This window comes from Actinacidiphila sp. bgisy160, assembly GCF_965342435.1.
Lineage (GTDB): Bacteria > Actinomycetota > Actinomycetes > Streptomycetales > Streptomycetaceae > Actinacidiphila.
In genome coordinates this window covers 1-19,556 of sequence record NZ_CBDRCM010000054.1, presented here as the reverse complement: position 1 = coordinate 19,556, position 19,556 = coordinate 1, and the positions used below count along the sequence as shown (strand labels likewise).

Annotated in this window: 20 protein-coding genes; 14 read left to right on the top strand and 6 right to left on the bottom strand. The window is 73.1% G+C overall.

What is annotated here, in order from left to right; translation table 11 throughout:
• The first annotated feature begins 55 nt into the window (after positions 1-55).
• The 6 genes from ACRWNP_RS30270 to ACRWNP_RS30245 all read left to right on the top strand — a co-directional run bounded on the left by ACRWNP_RS30270 (position 56) and on the right by ACRWNP_RS30245 (position 6,186).
• Positions 56-814, top strand: coding sequence for a pyrimidine reductase family protein (locus ACRWNP_RS30270; protein ID WP_431966956.1), 759 nt, complete (start codon positions 56-58; stop codon positions 812-814).
• A gap of 195 nt (positions 815-1,009) precedes the next feature.
• The gene (locus ACRWNP_RS30265; protein ID WP_431966954.1) at positions 1,010-1,483 is read left to right on the top strand and encodes an indole-3-glycerol phosphate synthase; all 474 of its coding nucleotides are present in this window, start codon (positions 1,010-1,012) and stop codon (positions 1,481-1,483) included.
• A 78-nt stretch (positions 1,484-1,561) separates the two neighbouring features.
• A complete protein-coding gene (gene murC, locus ACRWNP_RS30260) occupies positions 1,562-2,953 on the top strand; it encodes a UDP-N-acetylmuramate--L-alanine ligase (protein WP_431966952.1) in 1,392 nt (463 codons plus the stop codon).
• Between the two features lie 14 nt (positions 2,954-2,967).
• Positions 2,968-3,375, top strand: coding sequence for a peptide-methionine (R)-S-oxide reductase MsrB (gene msrB, locus ACRWNP_RS30255; RefSeq protein WP_431966950.1), 408 nt, complete (start codon positions 2,968-2,970; stop codon positions 3,373-3,375).
• A gap of 98 nt (positions 3,376-3,473) precedes the next feature.
• Positions 3,474-5,558 (top strand): spermidine synthase, encoded by a 2,085-nt coding sequence (locus tag ACRWNP_RS30250; protein WP_431966948.1) that lies wholly within the window; start codon positions 3,474-3,476, stop codon positions 5,556-5,558.
• Positions 5,559-5,562: 4 nt separating this feature from the next.
• Positions 5,563-6,186: a LysE family translocator gene (locus tag ACRWNP_RS30245; protein ID WP_431966946.1), complete on the top strand. Its 624-nt coding sequence runs from the start codon at positions 5,563-5,565 to the stop codon at positions 6,184-6,186.
• A gap of 26 nt (positions 6,187-6,212) precedes the next feature.
• Here the strand turns inward: ACRWNP_RS30245 and ACRWNP_RS30240 are convergent, their stop codons facing one another.
• The 3 genes from ACRWNP_RS30240 to ACRWNP_RS30230 are packed head-to-tail and all read right to left on the bottom strand — an operon-like array spanning position 6,213 to position 8,381.
• Positions 6,213-6,884 carry an ABC transporter gene (locus ACRWNP_RS30240; RefSeq protein WP_431966944.1) on the bottom strand — a complete coding sequence of 224 codons (672 nt, stop codon included), beginning with the start codon at positions 6,882-6,884 and terminating at the stop codon, positions 6,213-6,215.
• The gene (locus ACRWNP_RS30235) at positions 6,881-7,705 is read right to left on the bottom strand and encodes an ABC transporter ATP-binding protein (protein WP_431966942.1); all 825 of its coding nucleotides are present in this window, start codon (positions 7,703-7,705) and stop codon (positions 6,881-6,883) included. Before ACRWNP_RS30235 ends, ACRWNP_RS30240 begins: the two co-directional genes overlap by 4 nt.
• A 1-nt stretch (position 7,706) precedes the next feature.
• Positions 7,707-8,381 (bottom strand): AIM24 family protein, encoded by a 675-nt coding sequence (locus tag ACRWNP_RS30230; protein WP_431966940.1) that lies wholly within the window; start codon positions 8,379-8,381, stop codon positions 7,707-7,709.
• A gap of 68 nt (positions 8,382-8,449) precedes the next feature.
• Here ACRWNP_RS30230 and ACRWNP_RS30225 point away from each other — a divergent pair, with 68 nt between their 5' ends.
• The 5 genes from ACRWNP_RS30225 (at position 8,450) to ACRWNP_RS30205 (ending at position 13,489) form a co-directional block, all read left to right on the top strand.
• Positions 8,450-9,130: an aminoacyl-tRNA hydrolase gene (locus ACRWNP_RS30225; RefSeq protein ID WP_431966938.1), complete on the top strand. Its 681-nt coding sequence runs from the start codon at positions 8,450-8,452 to the stop codon at positions 9,128-9,130.
• A 93-nt stretch (positions 9,131-9,223) separates the two neighbouring features.
• Positions 9,224-10,609, top strand: coding sequence for a DUF692 domain-containing protein (locus tag ACRWNP_RS30220; RefSeq protein WP_431966936.1), 1,386 nt, complete (start codon positions 9,224-9,226; stop codon positions 10,607-10,609).
• 162 nt (positions 10,610-10,771) lie between these two features.
• The gene (locus ACRWNP_RS30215; RefSeq protein ID WP_431966934.1) at positions 10,772-11,509 is read left to right on the top strand and encodes a DUF4142 domain-containing protein; all 738 of its coding nucleotides are present in this window, start codon (positions 10,772-10,774) and stop codon (positions 11,507-11,509) included.
• Positions 11,510-11,523: 14 nt separating this feature from the next.
• Positions 11,524-12,666 carry a DUF1996 domain-containing protein gene (locus ACRWNP_RS30210; RefSeq protein WP_431966932.1) on the top strand — a complete coding sequence of 381 codons (1,143 nt, stop codon included), beginning with the start codon at positions 11,524-11,526 and terminating at the stop codon, positions 12,664-12,666.
• Between the two features lie 73 nt (positions 12,667-12,739).
• Positions 12,740-13,489 (top strand): TIGR04222 domain-containing membrane protein, encoded by a 750-nt coding sequence (locus ACRWNP_RS30205; RefSeq protein ID WP_431966930.1) that lies wholly within the window; start codon positions 12,740-12,742, stop codon positions 13,487-13,489.
• A gap of 21 nt (positions 13,490-13,510) precedes the next feature.
• Here the strand turns inward: ACRWNP_RS30205 and hemQ are convergent, their stop codons facing one another.
• Both hemQ and hemG read right to left on the bottom strand, forming a co-directional pair.
• A complete protein-coding gene (hemQ, locus tag ACRWNP_RS30200) occupies positions 13,511-14,242 on the bottom strand; it encodes a hydrogen peroxide-dependent heme synthase (RefSeq protein ID WP_431966928.1) in 732 nt (243 codons plus the stop codon).
• A 4-nt stretch (positions 14,243-14,246) separates the two neighbouring features.
• Positions 14,247-15,692, bottom strand: a complete 1,446-nt coding sequence (gene hemG, locus ACRWNP_RS30195; RefSeq protein WP_431966926.1) for a protoporphyrinogen oxidase — start codon at positions 15,690-15,692, stop codon at positions 14,247-14,249.
• A 127-nt stretch (positions 15,693-15,819) separates the two neighbouring features.
• Between hemG and ACRWNP_RS30190 the strand changes: the two genes are divergently transcribed.
• On the top strand, positions 15,820-16,863 hold the full coding sequence (locus ACRWNP_RS30190; RefSeq protein ID WP_431966924.1) for a DUF4349 domain-containing protein: 1,044 nt from the start codon (positions 15,820-15,822) through the stop codon (positions 16,861-16,863).
• 47 nt (positions 16,864-16,910) lie between these two features.
• On the opposite strand, the gene hemE is transcribed toward ACRWNP_RS30190, so the two are convergent.
• Positions 16,911-17,954 carry a uroporphyrinogen decarboxylase gene (hemE, locus tag ACRWNP_RS30185; protein WP_431966922.1) on the bottom strand — a complete coding sequence of 348 codons (1,044 nt, stop codon included), beginning with the start codon at positions 17,952-17,954 and terminating at the stop codon, positions 16,911-16,913.
• 89 nt (positions 17,955-18,043) lie between these two features.
• On the opposite strand from hemE, the gene ACRWNP_RS30180 reads away from it, so the two are divergent.
• On the top strand, positions 18,044-18,694 hold the full coding sequence (locus tag ACRWNP_RS30180) for a DUF3000 domain-containing protein (RefSeq protein WP_431966920.1): 651 nt from the start codon (positions 18,044-18,046) through the stop codon (positions 18,692-18,694).
• 215 nt (positions 18,695-18,909) lie between these two features.
• The coding region (locus ACRWNP_RS30175) for a LuxR C-terminal-related transcriptional regulator (RefSeq protein ID WP_431966918.1) at positions 18,910-19,556 on the top strand (647 nt) is incomplete at its 3' end.

Genomic DNA, 19,556 nt, shown 5'->3' with positions numbered 1-19,556 from the left:
CCTCGCCGCCGGGTGGCCGACCCCACTGCGTGAGGGGCCGTGGAAGACTGCAGCCATGCGCCGCCTCTTCCCCGCTCCCGCGACCGCCGAGACCCTGGACACCGCCGAGACCCTGGCCGATGCCTACGCGTACCCGGAGCCGGCCGGCGGGGCGCCCTGGCTGCGGGCGAACATGGTGTCGTCGCTGGACGGCGCGGCCCGGCACGACGGGCGCTCCCAGCCGCTGTCCTCGGACGCCGACATGCGGGTCTTCGGAGTGCTGCGGGCCCTGGCCGACGTCGTGGTCGTCGGCGCGGAGACGGTGCGGCAGGAGGGCTACCGCCCGGCCCGCGCCCGGGAGGTCTTCGCGGACCGCAGGGCCGCGGCGGGGCAGGGCCCGGCCGCCGTGATCGCCGTGGTGAGCGCCCGGCTCGACCTGGACTTCTCGCTGCCCTTGTTCACCGAGCCGCTGGTACCCACCCTCCTGCTGACCGGCGAGGACGCCCCGGCCGACCGGGTCGCGGCGGCCGAGCGGGCGGGGGCGCGGGTCGTCCGGGCCGGCACGGGCACGGGCGTGGACCCGGCGCGCGCGGTGCGCGAACTCGCCGCGCTCGGGCTGCGCCGGATGCTGACCGAGGGCGGGCCGCGGCTGCTCGCCCAGTTCGCCGCGGCCGGGGTGATCGACGAGCTGTGCCTGACGATCGCGCCGCTGCTGACTGCCGGGGACGCCATGCGGATCATGAACGGCCCAAGCATCGCCGACCCCGTCCGCTTCACCCCTGTGTCGATCCTGGAGGAGGAGGGCTTTCTCTTCACCCGCTACGTGCGCGGCTGAGGCCCGTCCCGGAGCGGCCGGAATCCACCAGGACCGCCCGCTCCACCGGTTTCACCCGGATGGTGCCGATTGTCCACCCCCGCATGTCCGCCCGCCGCGGCCGGGGAACGCATGTCCCCGCGTGCCCCGCGCCCGGACGGGGCAGGATGGTTTCCGTGGCAGGCCCGACGGCCCGCGAGAGAGAAGGACGCGTCCGTGTTCACGACCGTACTCATGATCGAGCAGCCGCTCGTCCCCGCAGACGTGGAACTGGTCACCACGCTCCACGGTGACGAGCCCGTCTCCTTCGTCGTCCTCATGCAACCCCGCGGCGACCAGGACCGGCTGCTGCGGGCCATCGACGACGTCGCCCTGGGTGAACTGGACAAGGCCGTCCACGAGCGCGACCGCCCGGAGGGCGACCAGGCCCTGCTGCCCGCGGAGCGCGCGCTGAACCACAGCCTGACCGCACTGCGCGAGGCAGGCTGCGAGGCGGTGGGCGAGGTGGTCGAGCGACACCCCATCGAGTTGATGAAGTCGGTGGTCGAGCAGACTCATGCCGACGAGGTGATCGTGCTGACCGCCCCGCACCTGGTGGAGGAGTTCTTCCACCGCGACTGGACGTCCCGGGCCCGGCACAAGGTCGGCGTACCGGTGCTGAAGTTGTTCGCACACAACGCGGAGGACTGAGCGGACGCCGCGCCCCCGACTGGTGGAAGAATCGGGGAGGCCGACAACCGACCCCGTGAGTTCCAGGGAGCACCTCGCATGAGCCCCACCCTTCCCCCCGGCATGGACCGACCGCACTTCATCGGGATCGGCGGGGCCGGAATGTCGGGCATCGCGAAGATCCTGACCCAGCGCGGGGCGGACGTCGCGGGCAGCGACGCGAAGGACTCGGAGACCGCGGAGGCGCTGCGTGCCCTCGGCGCGACGGTCCGCATCGGCCACGCCGCCGCCCACCTCTCGCCGGAGGCGACCTGCGTGGTCGTCTCCAGCGCCATCCGTGACGACAACCCGGAACTGGCCGCGGCACGTGAGCGCGGCATCCCGGTGGTGCACCGCTCGGACGCGCTGGCGGCGCTGATGGAGGACTCGCGCCCGATCGCGGTGGCCGGCACACACGGCAAGACGACCACCACCTCCATGCTCGCGGTGAGCCTGTCCGCGTTGGGCCTGGACCCGTCGTACGCCATCGGGGGCGATCTGGACGCCCCCGGCTCCAACGCCCACCACGGCACCGGCGAGATCTTCGTGGCGGAGGCGGACGAGAGCGACCGCAGCTTCCAGAAGTACGTCCCCGAGGTGGCGATCGTGCTGAACGTGGAGCTCGACCACCACGCGAACTACGCGTCGATGGACGAGATCCACGAGTCGTTCGAGGTCTTCGTCGGCAAGATCGTGCCCGGCGGCACCCTGGTCGTCGGCGAGCACGCCGGTGCACGGGAGCTGGCCGCCCGGGTGGCGGGCCGCGGCGGGCTGAACGTCGTGCGCGTCGGCGAGGACGAGGAGGCCGACGTACGGATCCTGCGGGTCGTCCCGCACGGGATGTCCAGCGAGGTCGCCGTCCGCCTGGACGGCGAGGAGCACACCTTCACCGTGTCCGTGCCCGGCCGGCACTACGCCCACAACGCGGTCGCCGCCCTCGCCGCGGGCGTCGCGCTGGGCGTCCCGGCGGACAGCCTGGCCAAGGCGCTCGGCACCTACACCGGGGTGAAGCGCCGGCTGCAGCTGAAGGGCACGGCGGCGGGCGTCCAGGTCATCGACTCCTACGCGCACCACCCCACCGAGATGACCGCCGACCTGCAGGCCCTGCGCGAGGCGGCGGGCGACCGGCGCATCCTCGTGGTCTTCCAGCCGCACCTGTTCAGCCGCACCCAGGAGCTGGGCCGCGAGATGGGCCAGGCCCTCGCGCTGGCCGACGCCTCCGTGGTGCTGGACATCTACCCGGCCCGTGAGGACCCGGTCCCCGGCATCACCAGCGACCTGATCATCGACGCGGCCGCCGCCGAGGGCGCCGACGTCGCCGCGGAGCACGACAAGGAAGCGGTCCCCGAGGTCATCGCCGGAATGGCCAAACCCGGTGACCTTGTTCTCACCATGGGCGCGGGAGACGTGACCGATCTCGGTCCGCGCATCCTGGCGCGCCTGGAGAACTGAGGAGAGGGAGGACCATGGCGTACGAAGTCGACAAGTCCGAGGAGCAATGGCGTCAGGAGCTGACGCCGCAGGAGTACGCGGTCCTGCGCAAGGCGGGCACGGAGCGTCCCTTCACGGGTGAGTACACCGACACCAAGACCCGGGGCGTGTACTCGTGCCGCGCCTGCGGCGCCGAGCTGTTCACCTCGGACACCAAGTTCGAGTCGCACTGCGGCTGGCCGTCCTTCTACGACCCGAAGGACAGCAAGGCCGTCGAGCTGATCGAGGACCGCTCGATGGGCATGGTCCGCACCGAGGTCCGCTGCGCGCGCTGCGGCTCGCACCTGGGGCACGTCTTCGAGGGCGAGGGCTACGACACCCCGACGGACCAGCGCTACTGCATCAACTCGATCTCGCTGCGGCTGGCCCCCGCGGGGGACTGATCACGAAATCCGACGGCTAGGCCCCCCGCGTGGGGCTCGCGCGCCACGCGGGGCGCGTCCGTCGACTCGCCGCCCGCCGGATGGCAACGTGGCCCGGCATGGAACACCACGTACGGGCCAGGTTGCTGCTGGCCAGCGCCACCATGCTCTTCGTCGAACTGGCGCTGATCCGGTGGGCGGGCGCGAACGTCGTCCATCTGAGCTACTTCTCCAACTTCATCCTGCTCGGCTCCTTCCTGGGCATCGGGCTGGGCTTCCTCATCAGGGCGGAACGAGGCCAGTGGCTCAAGCGGTGGGCGCCGCTGCCCCTTGCGGTGCTCGTCGTGCTGGTGCGGGAGTTCCCGGTCCAGGTGCGGCAGAGCAGCGGCGACATCATCTACTTCACGGCGGTGAAGACCACCGGGCTGCCGCAGTGGGTGACGCTGCCGGTGCTCTTCCTGCTGGTGGCGGCCGCGATGATGGCGATCGGCAAGATCACCGCCGATCTGTTCCGGCAGCTGCCGTCGCTGGAGGCGTACCGCTGGGACCTGATCGGCTCGCTGACCGGCTCGGTGGCCTTCGCGGGGCTGTCGTGGCTGCGCGCGCCCTCGCTGGTGTGGGGGCTGATCGCCGCGGCGGCGCTGCTGGTCCTCGGCGGGCGGCGGAACACGCTGCGGTACGCGCTGCCACTGACGGCGATGGTCCTGACGCTGCTCTTCGAGTCGCTGGCAGCGGGGGTGTCGTGGTCGCCGTACTACAAGATCGAGCTGACCCGCCCCGAGCCGGGCACCAGCTCCCGGACGTACAAGATCGCCGCCAACGGCGTGCCGCACCAGAGCATCGCGCCGCTGCAGGTGCTGCGGCAGCCGGGCTCGCCGTACGAGCAGGCCTACCGGGAGACCCCGGACAATCCGCACCGCAAGGTGCTGGTGATCGGCGCGGGCAACGGCAACGACGTCGCCGTCGCGCTGGCCAACGGGGCGCAGTACGTGGACGCCGTCGAGATCGACCCGCGGCTGCAGGAGATCGGGGCGAAGCTGCACCCCGCGAAGCCGTACGAGAACCCGCGGGTGCACGTCCACATCAACGACGGGCGGGCCTTCCTGGAGCGGACGAACACCACGTACGACCTGATCGTGCTGGCACTGCCGGACTCGCTGACGCTGGTGTCGGGGGCCAGCAATCTGCGGCTGGAGAGCTACCTCTTCACCAAGCAGGCCTTCGAGTCGGCCCGTGACCACCTCGCGCCCGGCGGCGCGTTCGCCATGTACAACTACTACCGGCAGCAATGGCTGATCGACCGCTTCGCCGGGAGCCTGGACCAGGTCTTCGGGCATGCGCCGTGCATGACGGAGTACGGCAAGCGCGCCGCGGTGCTCGTGGCCGGGCTGACGCCGACGGACCAGAACTGCGGGACGGTCTGGCGGGCGAGCGGGGCGGTGCCCCCGCCCGCCGACGACGACCACCCCTTCCCCTACCTCCTCAACCGCACCGTGCCGAGCCTCTACCTCGGCGCGCTCGGCCTGATCCTGCTGGTCACCGTGATCTCGGTACGGCTGGCCGGGGTGCGGCTGCGCGGGACGCTGCGCTACACCGACATGTTCCTGATGGGCGCGGCCTTCCTGCTGCTGGAGACGAAGAACGTCATCGGCTTCGCCCTGTACTTCGGCACCACCTGGCTGGTGAACGCGCTGGTCTTCATCGGGGTGCTGCTGGCGGTGCTGGCGGCCGTCGAGGTGCGGCGCCGCATGCGCCGGCTCAACCAGACGGCGCTGCAGATCCTGCTCTTCGTGACGCTCGCCGTCGGCTGGCTCGTCCCGGCGCAGGCCGTGCTGTCGCTGCCCTTCGCCGCACGGCTGGCGGCGGCCGTCGCGCTCGCCTTCGCGCCGATCTTCTGCGCCAACCTGATCTTCTCCGACCGCCTCGCGCAGGCACCGGACCCGACCGCCGCCTTCGGCGCCAACCTCCTGGGCGCCCTGACCGGCGGCACCCTGGAGTACCTGGCGCTGCTCACCGGCTACCGCGCGCTGCTGGTCCTGGTGGCCGTGCTGTACGCCGGGGCATGCGTCGCGATGCGGCTGTCCGACCGTGGCGGCACCGGCGGCCCGGACGACTCGGGGCAGAGCCGGCCGGTCCTGAGCCGGCAGGACGCGACGGCGCACGGAAACCGGCTGGTGCGCGAGGGGCCCGCCGCAGCATCATGACGGGATGCTGAGCGTCCTGTTGGCCTTCCTCGGTGCCTGCACCCTCATCGCCGCGGCCCCCGGGCCGAGCACGGTGCTGATCATCCGGCACTCCCTGCGCAGCCGCCGCGCCGGCTTCGCGACCGTCCTCGGCAACGAGACCGGTGTGTTCGTATGGGGCCTTTGCGCCGCCTTCGGCCTCACCGCGCTCATCGCGGCCTCCCGACTCGCCTACGACGTCGTACGGATCGTCGGCGCGGCCGTCCTGATCTGGTTCGGCGTCCAGGCGCTGCGTGCCGCCCGCCGCGGCCCGGACCCCGAGCGGGCCGCGGCGGGTGAGGAGGTGACGGTCAGCCCATGGGCGGCCTACCGGGCCGGCCTCGGCATGAACCTGGCCAATCCCAAGGCGGCGGTCTTCGCGATGTCGTTCCTGCCGCAGTTCGTGCCCTCCGGCGTGCCCCAGCTGCCCACGATGGTGGGCCTCGCGACTTTGTGGGCGGTCTACGAGGTCGGCTATTACGGGGCGTACGTCTGGTTCGTCGACCGCCTGAGGCCGGTGTTCAGCCGCGCCACGGTGCGCCGCCGTCTGGAGGCGGTGTCCGGCGGCGTACTCGTGGCACTGGGCGTCCGGATGGCCCTGGAGGGCTGAGCGCCCCCACCTGCACCATCGCCACGTCACCCTCGGCGCGCGCTGAGCGTCGCGGCGAGCCAGGTGGCGCCCGCGGCCGCGAGCGCCGCCAGGAGCAAAGGCAGCAGCGGGAACGGGACCGCGCCGGTACGGGAGCCGGTGACGAGCCCGGTGACCGCCGCGTTGGCGGGCGATCCGGCGGCGACCAGGACCACAACCGCGGTGAGGGCCGTGACCGGCACCGCCCATCCGGGGCGGAGCAGCACCGGGGGGTTGGTGAGGGCGCCGACGGCGGTGCCGAGCAGGGCGGTCACCAGGGCGGCGAGGAGACCGGCCACCGCCGCCGTGAACACCGGAATGGCCTTCAGACGGTCCGTGGTGTGCGGGTCGGCGATGCCGAGCACCACCGCGGTGCCCGCGGTGCCCAGTACGACCGAGCACAGCAGCGCCGCCAGGACGCCCGCCGTGTGCGCCCGGCCCGGCCCGGTGGCCGCCGCGACGCAGGCGCGGCCGGCCGACGGCTCGGCGGTCACGCTGACCCGCACCAGCCAGGCCGCCGCCGGGAGCAGCGCGGCGGCGGCCCAGCCCAGGCAGTCCAGCAGCGGCCGCGGTCCCCCGGCGAGGCCGATCCCCATGACGGCCACGTAGAGCAGCAGCGGCGGCAGCCAGCGGAAAGACCGCAGGAGCAGGGCGGTCCGGTAGTGCAGGGTCGCGGTCATGAGGGCTCCGTGGGCGGCTGCGCGGGGCGGACCGCGCGGATGTGCCAGGGCGGGGTCGCGGTGAGCAGCCGCCGCAGGACGGCGTCGGCCTCCGCGGCCGGGACGGTCACCCGGAGCGTGCCGGGCCCGGCGGGCTCGTACGCGAGGCCGGGCGGCGGCTCCCCAACGCCCGTGGCCTCGATGACGACGCGCGGCCCGGCGGCGGCGTCCAGCGGCACCGGCACGAGCCGGGCGTCCTCGACGCGGTGCGCCGCCGTGGTGTCGCCGGCCAGCCGGCGTGGGTCGTGGTCGACGAAGACGACGCTGCCGCCGGCGGCGCTCCGGGCCCGGACGGCGTCGTCGAGGACGGTGCGCGCGTCCCGGTCGAGCCCGGTCCACGCCTCGTCGAGGACGAGGAGTTCCGGGTCGGCCACCAGTGCCTGGGCCACCGCGACCTTCTGGCAGGTGCCCTTGGACAGCTGGGCGAGCGGGGTCCGGGCGTACCCGGCGATGCCGAGGCACTCCAGCCACTCCGCGGCCCTGCGGGCGGCGGTGCGGCCCCGAAGGCCGTGCACCCGCCCGAGGTGCACGAGGTACCCGTGTGCGTCGAAGGGCAGCGCCGGCGGGAACCGCTCGGGCACGTACGCGGTGCGCGGGCGCCCGGTGACGCGGCCCGTGGTGGGGCGGTCGATGCCCGCGAGGATCCGCAGGACCGTGGACTTACCGCTGCCGTTCGCCCCCTCGACGCGCAGCACCTGTCCCCCGGGCACGTCGAGGTCGACGTTGCGCAGCACCCAGGGCCCGCGCGTCCCGTACCGGCGGCCGACCGCTTCCAGCCGCACGTCAGCTGGCGGGCTGGTGGGGCCGGGACTCGCTCGGCCGGACGATGACGAAGCCCTCCCCCTGCAACATCAGCTGCACGGCCTCGCCCGAGCCGCCGCGCAGCATCGAGCCGAAGCTCTGCGAGCGGTGCAGGGAGGTCTGCAGCTGGGCGCTCCAGCCGACGACGGCGTCGGTGTCGACGTACACCGGGGCGTGCGGGATGACCGGGATGACGATCGGGTTGCCCTCGCACATGACGCCGAGGCGGCCGTGCCCGCTGAAGACGCTGTTGAACAGGCCGCCGCCGACCATGCCGGCACCCTTCACGACCTTGATCTCGTAGGAGAGGGTCGAGTCGAAGACCAGCACGTTGCGGCCGTTGACGGTGAGGCTGTCGCCGGGGTCGAGGTCGACGACGAAGCAGTTGGCGGCCTCGTGCGCGAACCAGGCCTCGCCCTGGCCTCGCACCGACATCAGCGGGAGGCCCTCACCGGTGAAGGCGCGCTTGAGGAACGTGCCGACGCCCTGGCCCTTCACCTCGAACTGCAGGTTGCCGCGGAAGGCGATCATCGAGCCCTGGCGGGCCAGGCACTCGCCGTTCACCGCGTACTTGATCGACTTTGCGTTCTGGAGGGTCATGCCGGGCTCGGTGGCCGGCTGCGCCGTGTTCTCGGTCGCGAAGAGGTCACTGTGCACCCCGGCATCCTGGCCCGGAGGGATCGGCTCCGACAAGCTCTTCCCGGGTCGGGTGGCAGACTGTCGAGGTGACAACCGATCCTCGTGACGCCGCACCCCAGTTCGTCCTCCCCCTGGTCGTCCGCATCGAGCGGGCCGCCCCGCCGGCGCGTACCGACGCGCTGGAGACGGCCGCCCGCGCCGTGCTCCACCTGCGCTCCGACGAGCGCGCCACCGCCTTGGACGGGGAGTGGACCGAGGCGGTACGGGGCTGGGAGGACGCCCGCATCCGCAAGGTCGTACGGCGGGCGCGCGGCGCCGAGTGGCAGCGGGCCGAGGCGCTGCCCGGCATCAACGTCACCGGCAAGGCCGCCGAGGTCCGCGTCTTCCCGCCGGTGCCGCTGGACGGCTGGCCCAAGGACCTGGCCCGGCTGCAGGTGTCCGGGACGGAGCTGGAGGACCCGGAGCAGCCCGCCGCTCCGGAGACCGGGACACCGGTGCTCTGGCTCAACCCGGGGGTGCGGATGTCGGCCGGCAAGGCCATGGCGCAGGCCGGGCACGGCGCCCAGCTCGGCTGGCTCGCGCTGTCCCCCGCCGAGCGCGCGCTGTGGCGCGACGCCGGTTTCCCCCTGGCGGTGCGCACGGCGGAGGAGGCCGCCTGGGACGCGCTCACCGCCTCCGGGCTGCCCGTGGTGCGGGACGCCGGGTTCACCGAGATCGCCCCGGGGTCGTGCACCGTCGTGGCGGACCACCCGGCGCTGCGCCGCTGAGGCCCCAAGCTCAAATCAAGCTCTGAAACCCGCCCCCGCAGGGTTCACCGGCCCCGCGCCGGGCGAGAACCCCGGCAGGAGGAAGGGGGGCGCATGGAGCACTCGTATCTGGGCACGGGCATCGGCTGGCGGCCGGAGATCGCGGCGGCGGTCGAGGCACTCGCGCGGGCCGGCCGCGTCGACTGGGTCGAGGCGGTCGCCGAGAACGTCTGCCCCGGCCATCTCCCCGACTCCCTGCTGCGGCTGCGCGAGCGCGGTGTCACGGTCGTCCCGCACGGCGTCTCGCTCGGCCTCGGGGGCGCCGAGCGGCCCGGCGCGGACCGGCTGGCCGCGCTCGCGCAGCGCGCGGAGGCTCTGGGCGCGCCCCTGGTCACCGAGCACATCGCCTTCGTCCGCGGCGGCGGGGAGCCGACGGGCTCGCCGCGTCTGGAGGCGGGGCACCTGCTGCCCGTGCCGCGGACCCGGGACGCGCTGGACGTCCTGTGCGAGAACGTGCGCATCGCGCAGGACGCGCTGCCGGTGCCGCTCGCGCTGGAGAACATCGCGGCGCTGGTGGCCTGGCCGGACGAGGAGATGAGTGAGGGGGCCTTCCTCGCCGAGCTCGTCGAGCGGACCGGGGTACGCCTGCTGATCGACGTCGCCAACCTGCACACGAACCATGTCAACCGCGGCGAGGACCCCCTCGCGGCGCTCGACGCGCTGCCGGTGCACGCGATCGCCTACGTCCATGTGGCGGGCGGCGTCGAGAAGGAAGGCGTATGGCACGACAGCCACGCGCACCCCGTCCCCGAGGCCGTGCTGGACGTGCTCGCTGCGCTGTACGAGAGGGCCTGCCCGCCCGGTGTGCTGCTGGAACGGGACGACGCCTTCCCCGAGGGCGACGAGCTGGCCCGCGAACTGGCCGCGATCCGCCGCGTAGTGGACGCGGGCACGGGCGGGAGCGCTGACGTTCCTCCGGACGCGCCCGCCGTGCCCTCCGGGGCGGTCGCGGCGCCCGGGGCGGCGCGACAGTGTCTGGCGCTGCGGCAGACCGCGCTGCTGTCCGCCCTCGTGGCCGGGACGCCGGTGCCGGAGGGCTTCGACCGGACGCGGATCGGCGTGCAGAGCCGCGCGCTGGCCGCCAAGCGCGCCGGGATCGTCGCCAAGGTGGCGCCGGAACTGCCGCGGATCCTGGGGGCCGCGTACCGGCCGGCGTTCCTGCGCTACGCCGCCGCACGGCCGCTCGCGGGCGGTTACCGCCGCGACGCCCTGGACTTCGCGGCGTACGTCCTCGACAGTTTGGGCGGTACAAAGCATGCGGACGGTACGGACGACCCGGCGGTCACTCGGCAGTTGGCCTCGTGGTGGCGGGAACGCTCGGGCCCGGCGCCGCTCCCGGCCCGGCGGTCGCGGCTGCGCGGAAGGGTTTTCCCGGCCCCTCGACAGCCCTCACACGTATTCATACGTATGCGGGGCAGGCTCCGTTCAAAGCTGCCATAATCTTTTTCCAGGAGGCTCCCGACCTGCGACGGGAATGGCGGCGGGGCCTATCGGGCACGAAAAGGCAACAACTTATCAAGGCCCGCGCCCCGATTCCCGGAATTCGCGAATCCGTGACGGTTCCTCGCCTTGGGCGCTTCAAACGCACTAACGTGCGGTCCCATGCGATCCACCCGTTACGCCACCGGACTCAGCCTCGTGGTCGGGGCTCTCGTGGTCACCCTGGCCGCACTGGCCTACCCCGTCATGTCCGGGCTGAACAGCCCCGCCGTGACCGCGGCCGGCGCCCAGACCGTGTCCACGCAGTACGGTCCGCTCACCCAGCTGGACCGCACCTTCGTCACCAAGGTCCGGCTGGCCGGACTGTGGGAGTTCCCCGCCGGGCAGATGGCCCTGCAGAAGGGGACGACGCCTGCGGTCAAGCGAGCGGGGCAGCACCTGATCGACGGGCACACGAGCCTCGACGCCACGTGCCGTACGATCGCGCCCCAATTGGGCATCACACTGCCGAATCAGCCCACAGCGCAGCAAATGGGATTCCTGGCCACCTTCTCCGCGGCGAGCGGCCAGGACTTCGACCAGAAATTCGCCAATACCCTGCGGCTCGCCCACGGCCAGGTGTTCTCGGTCATCGCCCAGGTGCGCGCCACGACCCGTAATTCGCTGGTGCGGGAACTGGCCGACCAGGCGAACGCGACGGTGCTCGACCACATCACCGTTCTGGAGAAGACCGGGCTGGTCAACTTCGACCAGGTCGCCGTGGACACGACCGCCAGCCCCACCAACCCCGCCGCCGCGGTACCGGTCTCGCCGGCCCCGGGAGAACCGACCTTCATCGTCACCCCGTCCCCGACGTACTCACTTCCCCCAGCGGCATCATCCCCCCAGCCGTCGCAGTAGAAATGAGCGATCCCATGCCCACACGACAACACATGAACCACCGGCGCAGGTTGAGCACCAAGCAACTCGTGCTGATAGCCGTGCTGGCACTGCTCGGCTCCGGCGGCACCTTCGCCCTGGTCACCGGATCGGCCTCGGCCCACTGGCGGTCCAACTCGGGCCACTCGGGCGGCTGGCAGAGCCCCAGCCCGGGGAACAGCACCAAGGCCGACAACGGGGGCCAGAACGGTTCCGCGGCGCCCTCGGCGTCCGCCTCGGCCTCCGCGTCCGCGCCCGCAGGCGGCGGCACGCAGACCAACGGCCCCGCCCCCGAGGACTTCGCCGACATCCGCTCCGTCCAGCCCAACGTACAGCGGGCGGTGAACCAGCGCGGCGCCTCGCGCGGCACGTTCACGGCGCGCTGCGGCCGCAACGAGAACAAGCACCACAACCCCGACAACTTCATCGTGGCCCCCGGCGTCGCCAACGGAGCGCACCACGTCCACGACTACGTCGGCAACCTGAGCACCGACGGCTTCTCGACCAACGAGTCCCTGGCCGCGGCCGGCACCACCTGCGCCCGCGGGGACAAGTCGACGTACTTCTGGCCGGTGCTGCGCAGCCGCTCCGCCAACGACGCGCCGGACGCCGACGGCAACACCGGCACGATCCTGCAGGCGACCTCGGTGCAGCTGATCTTCCGCGGCAGCCCGACGTCCAAGGTGGTGGCGATGCCCTCCACGCTGCGGATCATCATGGGAGACGCCAAGTCCTTCACCAACGGCGTCGCCAACGCCAAGGCGTCGTGGAGCTGCACGGGCTTCGAGAACCGCCAGCTCACCGACAAGTACCCGCTGTGCCCGCAGGGCAGCCGGGTGGTCCGCACGCTGAACTTCCCGAACTGCTGGGACGGGACCAACACCGACAGCGCCAACCACCGCACGCACATCGTCTTCCCCGACGGTGCGGGGCAGTGCCAGGCCGGCTTCAAGGCCGTACCGCAGCTGAAGATGCGGCTCACCTACAAGGTCCCGCAGGGCCCGGACTTCGCGCTCGACAGCTTCCCCGAGCAGTTGCACAAGCCGGTCACGGACCACGCGGACTTCGCCAACTTCATGCCGGCGCGCCTGATGAACCAGGTCGTCAGCTGCATCAACGCCAACCGCAACTGCGGCTGACACGTCAGGCCGCGCGGCACCCGATTCGGGGAACCGCGGGCGGAACCCCGCGGGGGTCGGCTACAACTCCCCCATGTGGATGCTCTTCCTCCTCGTGGCCTGGGCCGCGGCGATCGCCTCCTGCGCACGCCTGTGCAGGGCGGCGGTCGCCGCGGCCGATCTGCCGGACGGGGCCGCCGCGGCGGCGGCCGACCACGCGCTCGGGCTCTACGAGATGGCCTTCCTGTCCGGCGGGCCGCGCCGGGTCACCGAGCTGGCGATGGTCACGATGGGGCGCGACCGGCGTCTGCTGCTCGCCAGGACGGGCTGGGCGACCGTCGTCGACCCGGATGGCCGCGATGCCATCGAGCGCTCCCTGATCGCCGCCACCGGCCCCGAGGGCCAGGCTCCCGTCCCCGCGATACGCGCGGCGCACGCCACCTCCGGCGAGGTCCGCGCCCTGGCCCGAGGCCTCGCCGACGCGGGGCTGGCGGTACCCCCGGCGGCCCGGGAGTCGGTCTCCACCGGTCTCCGCGAGGTCCGGGCGGCCTCCGTCCTCATCCTGGTCACGCTGGTCGCCGCGACGACCCTCAGCCCCGCCGGCCGGCCCCTGCTGCCGTGGTTCGCGCTCCCCCTGCTGGTCACCCTCGGCTGCCTGGCCATCGCGCGTTTCGAGATCCACCCCTACACCCGCTGGGCCGCCCCCGCGGGCCGTGAGCTGCTGCGCACCGTCGACGTCCCCCACGGCCCGGCCCCCGACGACCGCCGGCAGCTCCTCACCGCCCTCGCCGTCCGGGGCCCCTCCGCCCTCCCGGACCCCGCCCTCCGCGCGGCCCTGAGCTGACGCGTCGCGTGGGCTCGGGACTCAGGCCAGGCCGGCCACCAGATCCGCCACCGGCTTACGACGCCCGGTGTAGAACGGCACCTCCTCGCGGACGTGCATACGCGCCTCGGAAGCCCGCAGATGACGCATCAGGTCCACGATGCGGTACAGCTCGTCGGACTCGAACGCCAGGATCCACTCGTAGTCGCCCAGTGAGAACGACGCCACCGTGTTCGCCCGCACGTCCGGGTAGTCCCGCGCCATCTTCCCGTGGTCGGCAAGCATGCGGCGGCGGTCCTCGTCGGGAAGGAGGTACCAGTCGTAGGAGCGCACGAAGGGGTAGACGGAGACGTAGTCGCGGGCCGTCTCGTCGGCGAGGAAGGCGGGGATGTGGCTCTTGTTGAACTCCGCCGGGCGGTGCAGGGCCATGTTCGACCACACGGGCTCCAGCCGGCGGCCCAGCTCCGTGCGGCGGAAGCGGTTGTACGCGTCCTGGAGGGCGTCGGCGGTCTCGGAGTGCCACCAGATCATGACGTCCGCGTCGGCGCGCAGCCCGGACAGGTCGTACGTGCCGCGGACGATGACGTCCTTCTCGGCGAGCTGCTCGAAGAGCTCCTCCACCTCCTCCGCGTAGCGGGTGCGGTCGTCGGGGAGGACGTCGCGCAGCCGGAACACCGACCAGAGGGTGTAGCGGATGACCTCGTTGAGGTCCTTGGCCTTCTTGCCGGCGTTGGGGGCCTTGGCGGGGGCGGCGGAAGCAGGTGAGTCGGTCATGAGGCTATTGTCCTCCGTCCGTTTCCGCGGCCTGCCGCAGGGTGCCGAGGACCCGCGTCGCCGCGCCGCGCGCGCTCGCGACGCAGGCCGGGATGCCCACGCCCTCGTAGAGGGCGCCGCACACCTCGAGGCCGGGGAGCTTCGCGACGTGCTCGCGCAGCCGCGTCACCCGCGCCAGGTGGCCGACCGGGTACTGCGGCAGGCCGCCGTCCCAGCGGGTGACCCGGGCCGCGACGGGGGCCGCGGTGAGCCCGACGGCCTCGCCGAGGTCCTCGCGGGACAGGCGGACGAGGTCGGTGTCGTCCCAGGCAAGGTCGGCTTCCTGCCCGTGCCGGCCGATCGAGGTGCGCAGGACGTACACGTCGGAGTCGGCGGCGCCGCTCCAGTGCCACTTCTGGCTGGAGAACGTGGACGCCTTGATGGTGCGCCCGTCCACCGGGGGGACGAGGAAGCCGCTGCCGGGCAGCGTGTGGGCGATCTCACGGCGCCGGAAGGCCATGGTGACCAGGGCGACGCTCGCGTACTCCACCGCCGACAGCTCCGCGGCGGCGCCCGGCGACTCCGCGGCCAGCAGCCTGGCGGCGGCGGGCGCCGGCACGGCGAGCACGAGGGCGTCGGCGGCCAGCGTCTCGCGGGTGCCGTCGTGGTCGAAGGCGATCTCCCAGCCGCCGGGGGTGCGGCGCAGCGTACGGACCGGGGCGTCGGTCTCGATGCGGGCACCGGCGGCGCGGCAGGCCTCGGCGACGGCGACCGGGAGCCGCCCGACGCCTCCGCGGATGCCGGCGAAGACCGGGCCGTCCTGCCGCGCGGTGGTGGCCTTGCGCTGGCTCTCGCGGACGGCCTCGATGAGGGAGCGGCCGCCGCGCGCACCCTCGTAGAGCTGCGGGATGGCGGCGCGCAGCGAGATCTCGTAGGCGTTGCCCGCGTACACCCCGCCGAGCAGCGGGTCGACGAGCCGGTCGACGACCTCGTGGCCCAGCCGGGCGGCGACGAACGTGCCCACCGCCACGTCCTCGCCCACCTTGGTGCGGGGCAGGATGTGGTCGAGCGGCAGCCGCGCGAGCCCCGCCGCCGACAGCACGCCGGAGGCGGCGAGCGAGCCGAGGTCGCCGGGGACGCCCATGACGCCGCCCTTGGGCATGGGGCGCAGCCGGCCACGCGTCCACAGGCCCGCGCTGGTCGTGGCGGGCGCCTCCAGGTCGTCGCCGAGGCCGACCGCGCGGGCCAGGTCGACCGCCTCGGGGCGGCGCGCCAGGATCGACTCGGCGCCCAGGTCGACCGGGACGCCCGCGATCTCGTCCGCGTACAGCTTCCCGCCCAGGCGCCCGGAGGACTCCAGCACCGTCACCCGTGCCGCCCCGCCCTCCAGCAGGAAATGTGCCGCGGCGAGTCCGGAGACCCCGCCGCCCACGACCACCACATGCCCGGCCCGGGGCTGCGTATTGCTCATGACTCCACTGTCTCAGACGCCGGAACGAGCCCTAACCGTGACCTCTTCGGGATCGCGGACCCGAAACCCGGCCCGTGCCCCTCACGTCGAATCGGCAACAGACGCAACGGACCCGGGGGGATACCCTGTGAGCACGTCAACCACCGCCGCCCGCGGACCTCTTGCGGCCGCCTTGGGCGCCCTGACACTGGCCGCCGCCCTCGCCCTCACCGGCTGCGGCGCCGACAGCAGCAGCGACAGCAGTTCCAGCGAGGCGGGCAGCAGCAAGGCAGGCGCCGCCGCGGCCCCCGACGTGGCCGGGCAGCCCGGCGCGCGGACGGCGGACGGCGACGCGAAGAACGCCACCGGCAAGAGCTCCGGCAGCGGTCCCGGCACCGGCACCGGGGCGGGCAGGACCCCGACCCTGGCGCAGTCGTACATCGTGCGCACGGCGACGCTGACGGTCGAGGCCAAGAACGTCTCCGGCGCCGTGGCCAGGGCCCGCACGCTCGTGGAGGGGACCGGCGGCTACGTCGGCAACGAGAGCACCAGCCTGGACGACGACGGCCGCGAGTACTCCACCATCACGCTCCGTGTGCCGCCGGACGGCTACGACCGCGTGCTGAAGGACCTGTCGGAGCTGGGCACGCTGCGCAACCGCAAGGTGGCCGCCCAGGACGTCACCGGCCAGGTCGTGGACGTCGAGAGCCGGCTCAAGACGCAGCGGGCGAGCGTGGCGCGGGTGCGGGAGCTGATGGACCGGGCGACCAAGCTCAGCGACATCGTCGCCCTGGAGAGCGAACTCAGCTCCCGCCAGGCCGACCTGGAGTCGCTCGAGGCCCAGCAGGCCTCGCTGAAGGAGCGGACCGGCATGGCGACGATCACTCTGGAGGTGCAGGAGCCGGCCGTCGAACAGGCACCGGAGAAGGACGACGACGGCTTCTGGGCCTCTGTGGGTGACGCCTTCGGCAGCGGCTGGCACGCCTTCTACGTGACCCTGCGGGCCGTCCTCGTCGCCCTCGCCGCGGTGGCCCCGTTCGCGGTGCTGGCCCTCCTGGGCTACCTGGGCTTCCGGCTGCTGCGTCGTGTGCTGCCCGCCCGGCGCCCGATGGCCGGCCCCGCGGAGCCGCTGCCCGTGCCCGTGCCCGCGCCGGCCCGGGCGGGCGACGGCGAGGCACAGCCGCGGGAGTAGCGGCGGACACCGGTGACCCCGCGCCGGGCGGCGCGGGGTCACCGGTGTCACCGGGCCGTCTCGGTGTGGACGAAGTCCACGAGGCGGGTCAGGGCGTCGGGGTCCGTGCTCGGCAGGACGCCGTGGCCCAGGTTGAAGATGTGGCCGGGGGCGGCTCCGGCCGAGTACAGGACCTCGCGGGTCTTCTTCTCGACCGCCGCGCGCGGGGCGAAGAGCACCGCGGGGTCCAGGTTGCCCTGCAGCGCCTTGCCGGGGCCGACCCGGCGGGCGGCCTCGTCCAGCGGGACCCGCCAGTCGACGCCGACCACGTCCGCGCCGGCCTCGCTCATGAGCCCGAGCAGCTCGCCGGTGCCGACGCCGAAGTGGATGCGGGGCACGCCGTAGTCCGCGACGGCCCGGAAGACCTTGACGGAGGCAGGCATCACGTAGCGCCGGTAGTCCTCGGGGGCGAGGGCGCCGACCCACGAGTCGAAGAGCTGCACCGCGCTGGCGCCGGCCTCGATCTGCACCTTCAGGAAGGTGGAGGTGATGTCCGCGAGGCGGTCCAGGAGCTCCGCCCACAGCTCGGGCTCGCCGTACATCATGGCCTTGGTGCGCTCGTGGTGGCGCGACGGGCCGCCCTCGACGAGGTAGCTCGCCAGTGTGAAGGGCGCGCCCGCGAAGCCGATCAGCGGCGTCGCGCCGAGCTCACCCGTGAGCATGCCGACCGCCTCGGTGACGTACTTGACGTCGTCCGGGTCGAGCGGCCGCAGGCGCCGCAGGTCCTCGCGGGTGCGGATGGGCTGCTCGACGACGGGGCCGACGCCCGGCTTGATGTCGAGGTCGAGCCCGATGGCCTTGAGCGGCACCACGATGTCGCTGAAGTAGATCGCCGCGTCGACCTTGTGCCGACGCACGGGCTGCAGCGTGATCTCGGTGACGAGGTCGGGCCGCATGCACGACTCGAGCATGGGGATGCCCTCCCGGACCTTGAGGTACTCGGGAAGGGAGCGCCCGGCCTGACGCATGAACCACACGGGGGTGTGCGGCACGGGCCGGCGCCGGCACGCCAGGATGAAGGGGGAAGCAGCGGTCTGCTGGTGCGCACTCACCCCCGAATCTTCGCATGCGCCAAGTGGGCGACCCGCCCGACCGGGCGTCCTCCCTCACTGTGGGCCCCCTTCGGCCTACGCTTCCGGGCATGGCAGCGGCTCATGGGCACCTCTCTGACGGGAACGACGCCCCCCTCCCGTTCCAGCACGCGGTCGACGCACTGCTGCGCGCCCGGGTACGGCACGAGGTGGAGCTCGATCCGGTGCCCCCGCCCAAGCGCCTGGCGCCGCACGCGTACGCCCTGGAGGCGGCGGTCGTCGTCGAGGAGGAGGAGCTCGGCGACGGGCGCCTGGTGCTGCTCTACGACGCCGACGGACAGGAGGGCTGGCACGGCGCGTTCCGGCTGGTCACCCTGGTCCGGGCGGAGCTGGAGCCGGAGATCGCGGCGGACCCGCTGCTGCCCGAGGTGAGCTGGTCGTGGCTGACCGGCGCCCTGGAGGGCCGCGGCGCGGCCTTCACCGCGGCGGGCGGCACGGTCTCGCGCAGCTCCTCGCACCACTTCGGGGCGCTGGCCGGGCGGGAGGACTCCACCCGCATCGAGATCCGCGCCTCGTGGACGCCGCTCGCCGTGAGCGGCGGCGTACCGGACATGGCCACCCACCTGGCGGCCTGGTGCGACCTGATGTGCGCCTGCGCGGGCCTGCCGCCCGCGCCCGGCGAGCCCTCGTGCCCCCCGCCCGGCGGCGGCCCCTCGGTGGTGCCGCTGCCCAAGCGGCGCGGTCCGCAGCAGGCACGCTGAGGGCGGCCACGTCCGCGTTGACCATTCGCTTTACCGCCGTCAACCAGGTCTGACACCCGGTGACCGCGATCTTCACACCTTCGATCGACACTGGTCGACAGCGCGTCCGAATTGCCGGAATTGTTACTAAACAAGTCGTGATCATTCTCTAAAGCCGGGCGAAGTTGCTGCCGAAGGAACCTGTGACCCTTCCAGCCAATGTCCCAGGAGGCCCGGTGTCGGTTCTTCTCGAGCACCCCACAAGCCTGGTCGCCTACCGCCCCAACAAGCCGACGGCGATGGTGGTGGTCGCCGATCCCCGCGTACGTTCCACCGTCACACGCCACTTGTGGGCGCTCGGGGTGCGCGATGTGATCGAGGCGTCCTCCATCGCCGAGGCCAGGCCCCGGGTGGGCACCCCCCGAGACATCTGTGTCGCCGACGTCCACCTCCCCGACGGTTCCGGGCTGACCCTGCTCGCCGAGACCCGGGCGGCGGGCTGGCCCAACGGACTGGCCCTGTCGGCCGCCGATGACATCGGTGCCGTGCGCAACGCCCTCGCGGGCGGTGTGAAGGGCTACGTCGTCACCGGCACCCGCACCAACCTCGGCATCCCCGGCCGCCCCGGCGCCGTGCCCCTCGGCCCGGCAGGCCAGCGGCTGCAGCGCCGCCCACCGGGCGCGCCGGGCCACGGCGGCGGCTACCGCGAACTGTCGGGCCGCGAGGTGGAGGTCCTCAGGCTGGTCGCGGAGGGCCAGTCGAACAAGGCGATCGGCGTCTCCATGGGGCTGTCGGCGCTGACCGTGAAGAGCCACCTGGCCCGGATCGCCCGCAAGCTCGGCACCGGTGACCGCGCGGGCATGGTCGCGGTAGCGCTGCGTAC

Coding starts and splice junctions, on each gene's coding strand:
- ACRWNP_RS30270 (WP_431966956.1), top strand. CDS start 56: ATGCGCCGCCTCTTCCCCGCTCCCGCGACCGCCGAGACCCTGGACACC.
- murC (WP_431966952.1), top strand. CDS start 1,562: ATGAGCCCCACCCTTCCCCCCGGCATGGACCGACCGCACTTCATCGGG.
- msrB (WP_431966950.1), top strand. CDS start 2,968: ATGGCGTACGAAGTCGACAAGTCCGAGGAGCAATGGCGTCAGGAGCTG.
- ACRWNP_RS30250 (WP_431966948.1), top strand. CDS start 3,474: ATGGAACACCACGTACGGGCCAGGTTGCTGCTGGCCAGCGCCACCATG.
- ACRWNP_RS30245 (WP_431966946.1), top strand. CDS start 5,563: ATGCTGAGCGTCCTGTTGGCCTTCCTCGGTGCCTGCACCCTCATCGCC.
- ACRWNP_RS30240 (WP_431966944.1), bottom strand. CDS start 6,884: ATGACCGCGACCCTGCACTACCGGACCGCCCTGCTCCTGCGGTCTTTC.
- ACRWNP_RS30220 (WP_431966936.1), top strand. CDS start 9,224: ATGGAGCACTCGTATCTGGGCACGGGCATCGGCTGGCGGCCGGAGATC.
- ACRWNP_RS30215 (WP_431966934.1), top strand. CDS start 10,772: ATGCGATCCACCCGTTACGCCACCGGACTCAGCCTCGTGGTCGGGGCT.
- ACRWNP_RS30210 (WP_431966932.1), top strand. CDS start 11,524: ATGCCCACACGACAACACATGAACCACCGGCGCAGGTTGAGCACCAAG.
- ACRWNP_RS30205 (WP_431966930.1), top strand. CDS start 12,740: ATGTGGATGCTCTTCCTCCTCGTGGCCTGGGCCGCGGCGATCGCCTCC.
- hemQ (WP_431966928.1), bottom strand. CDS start 14,242: ATGACCGACTCACCTGCTTCCGCCGCCCCCGCCAAGGCCCCCAACGCC.
- hemG (WP_431966926.1), bottom strand. CDS start 15,692: ATGAGCAATACGCAGCCCCGGGCCGGGCATGTGGTGGTCGTGGGCGGC.
- ACRWNP_RS30180 (WP_431966920.1), top strand. CDS start 18,044: ATGGCAGCGGCTCATGGGCACCTCTCTGACGGGAACGACGCCCCCCTC.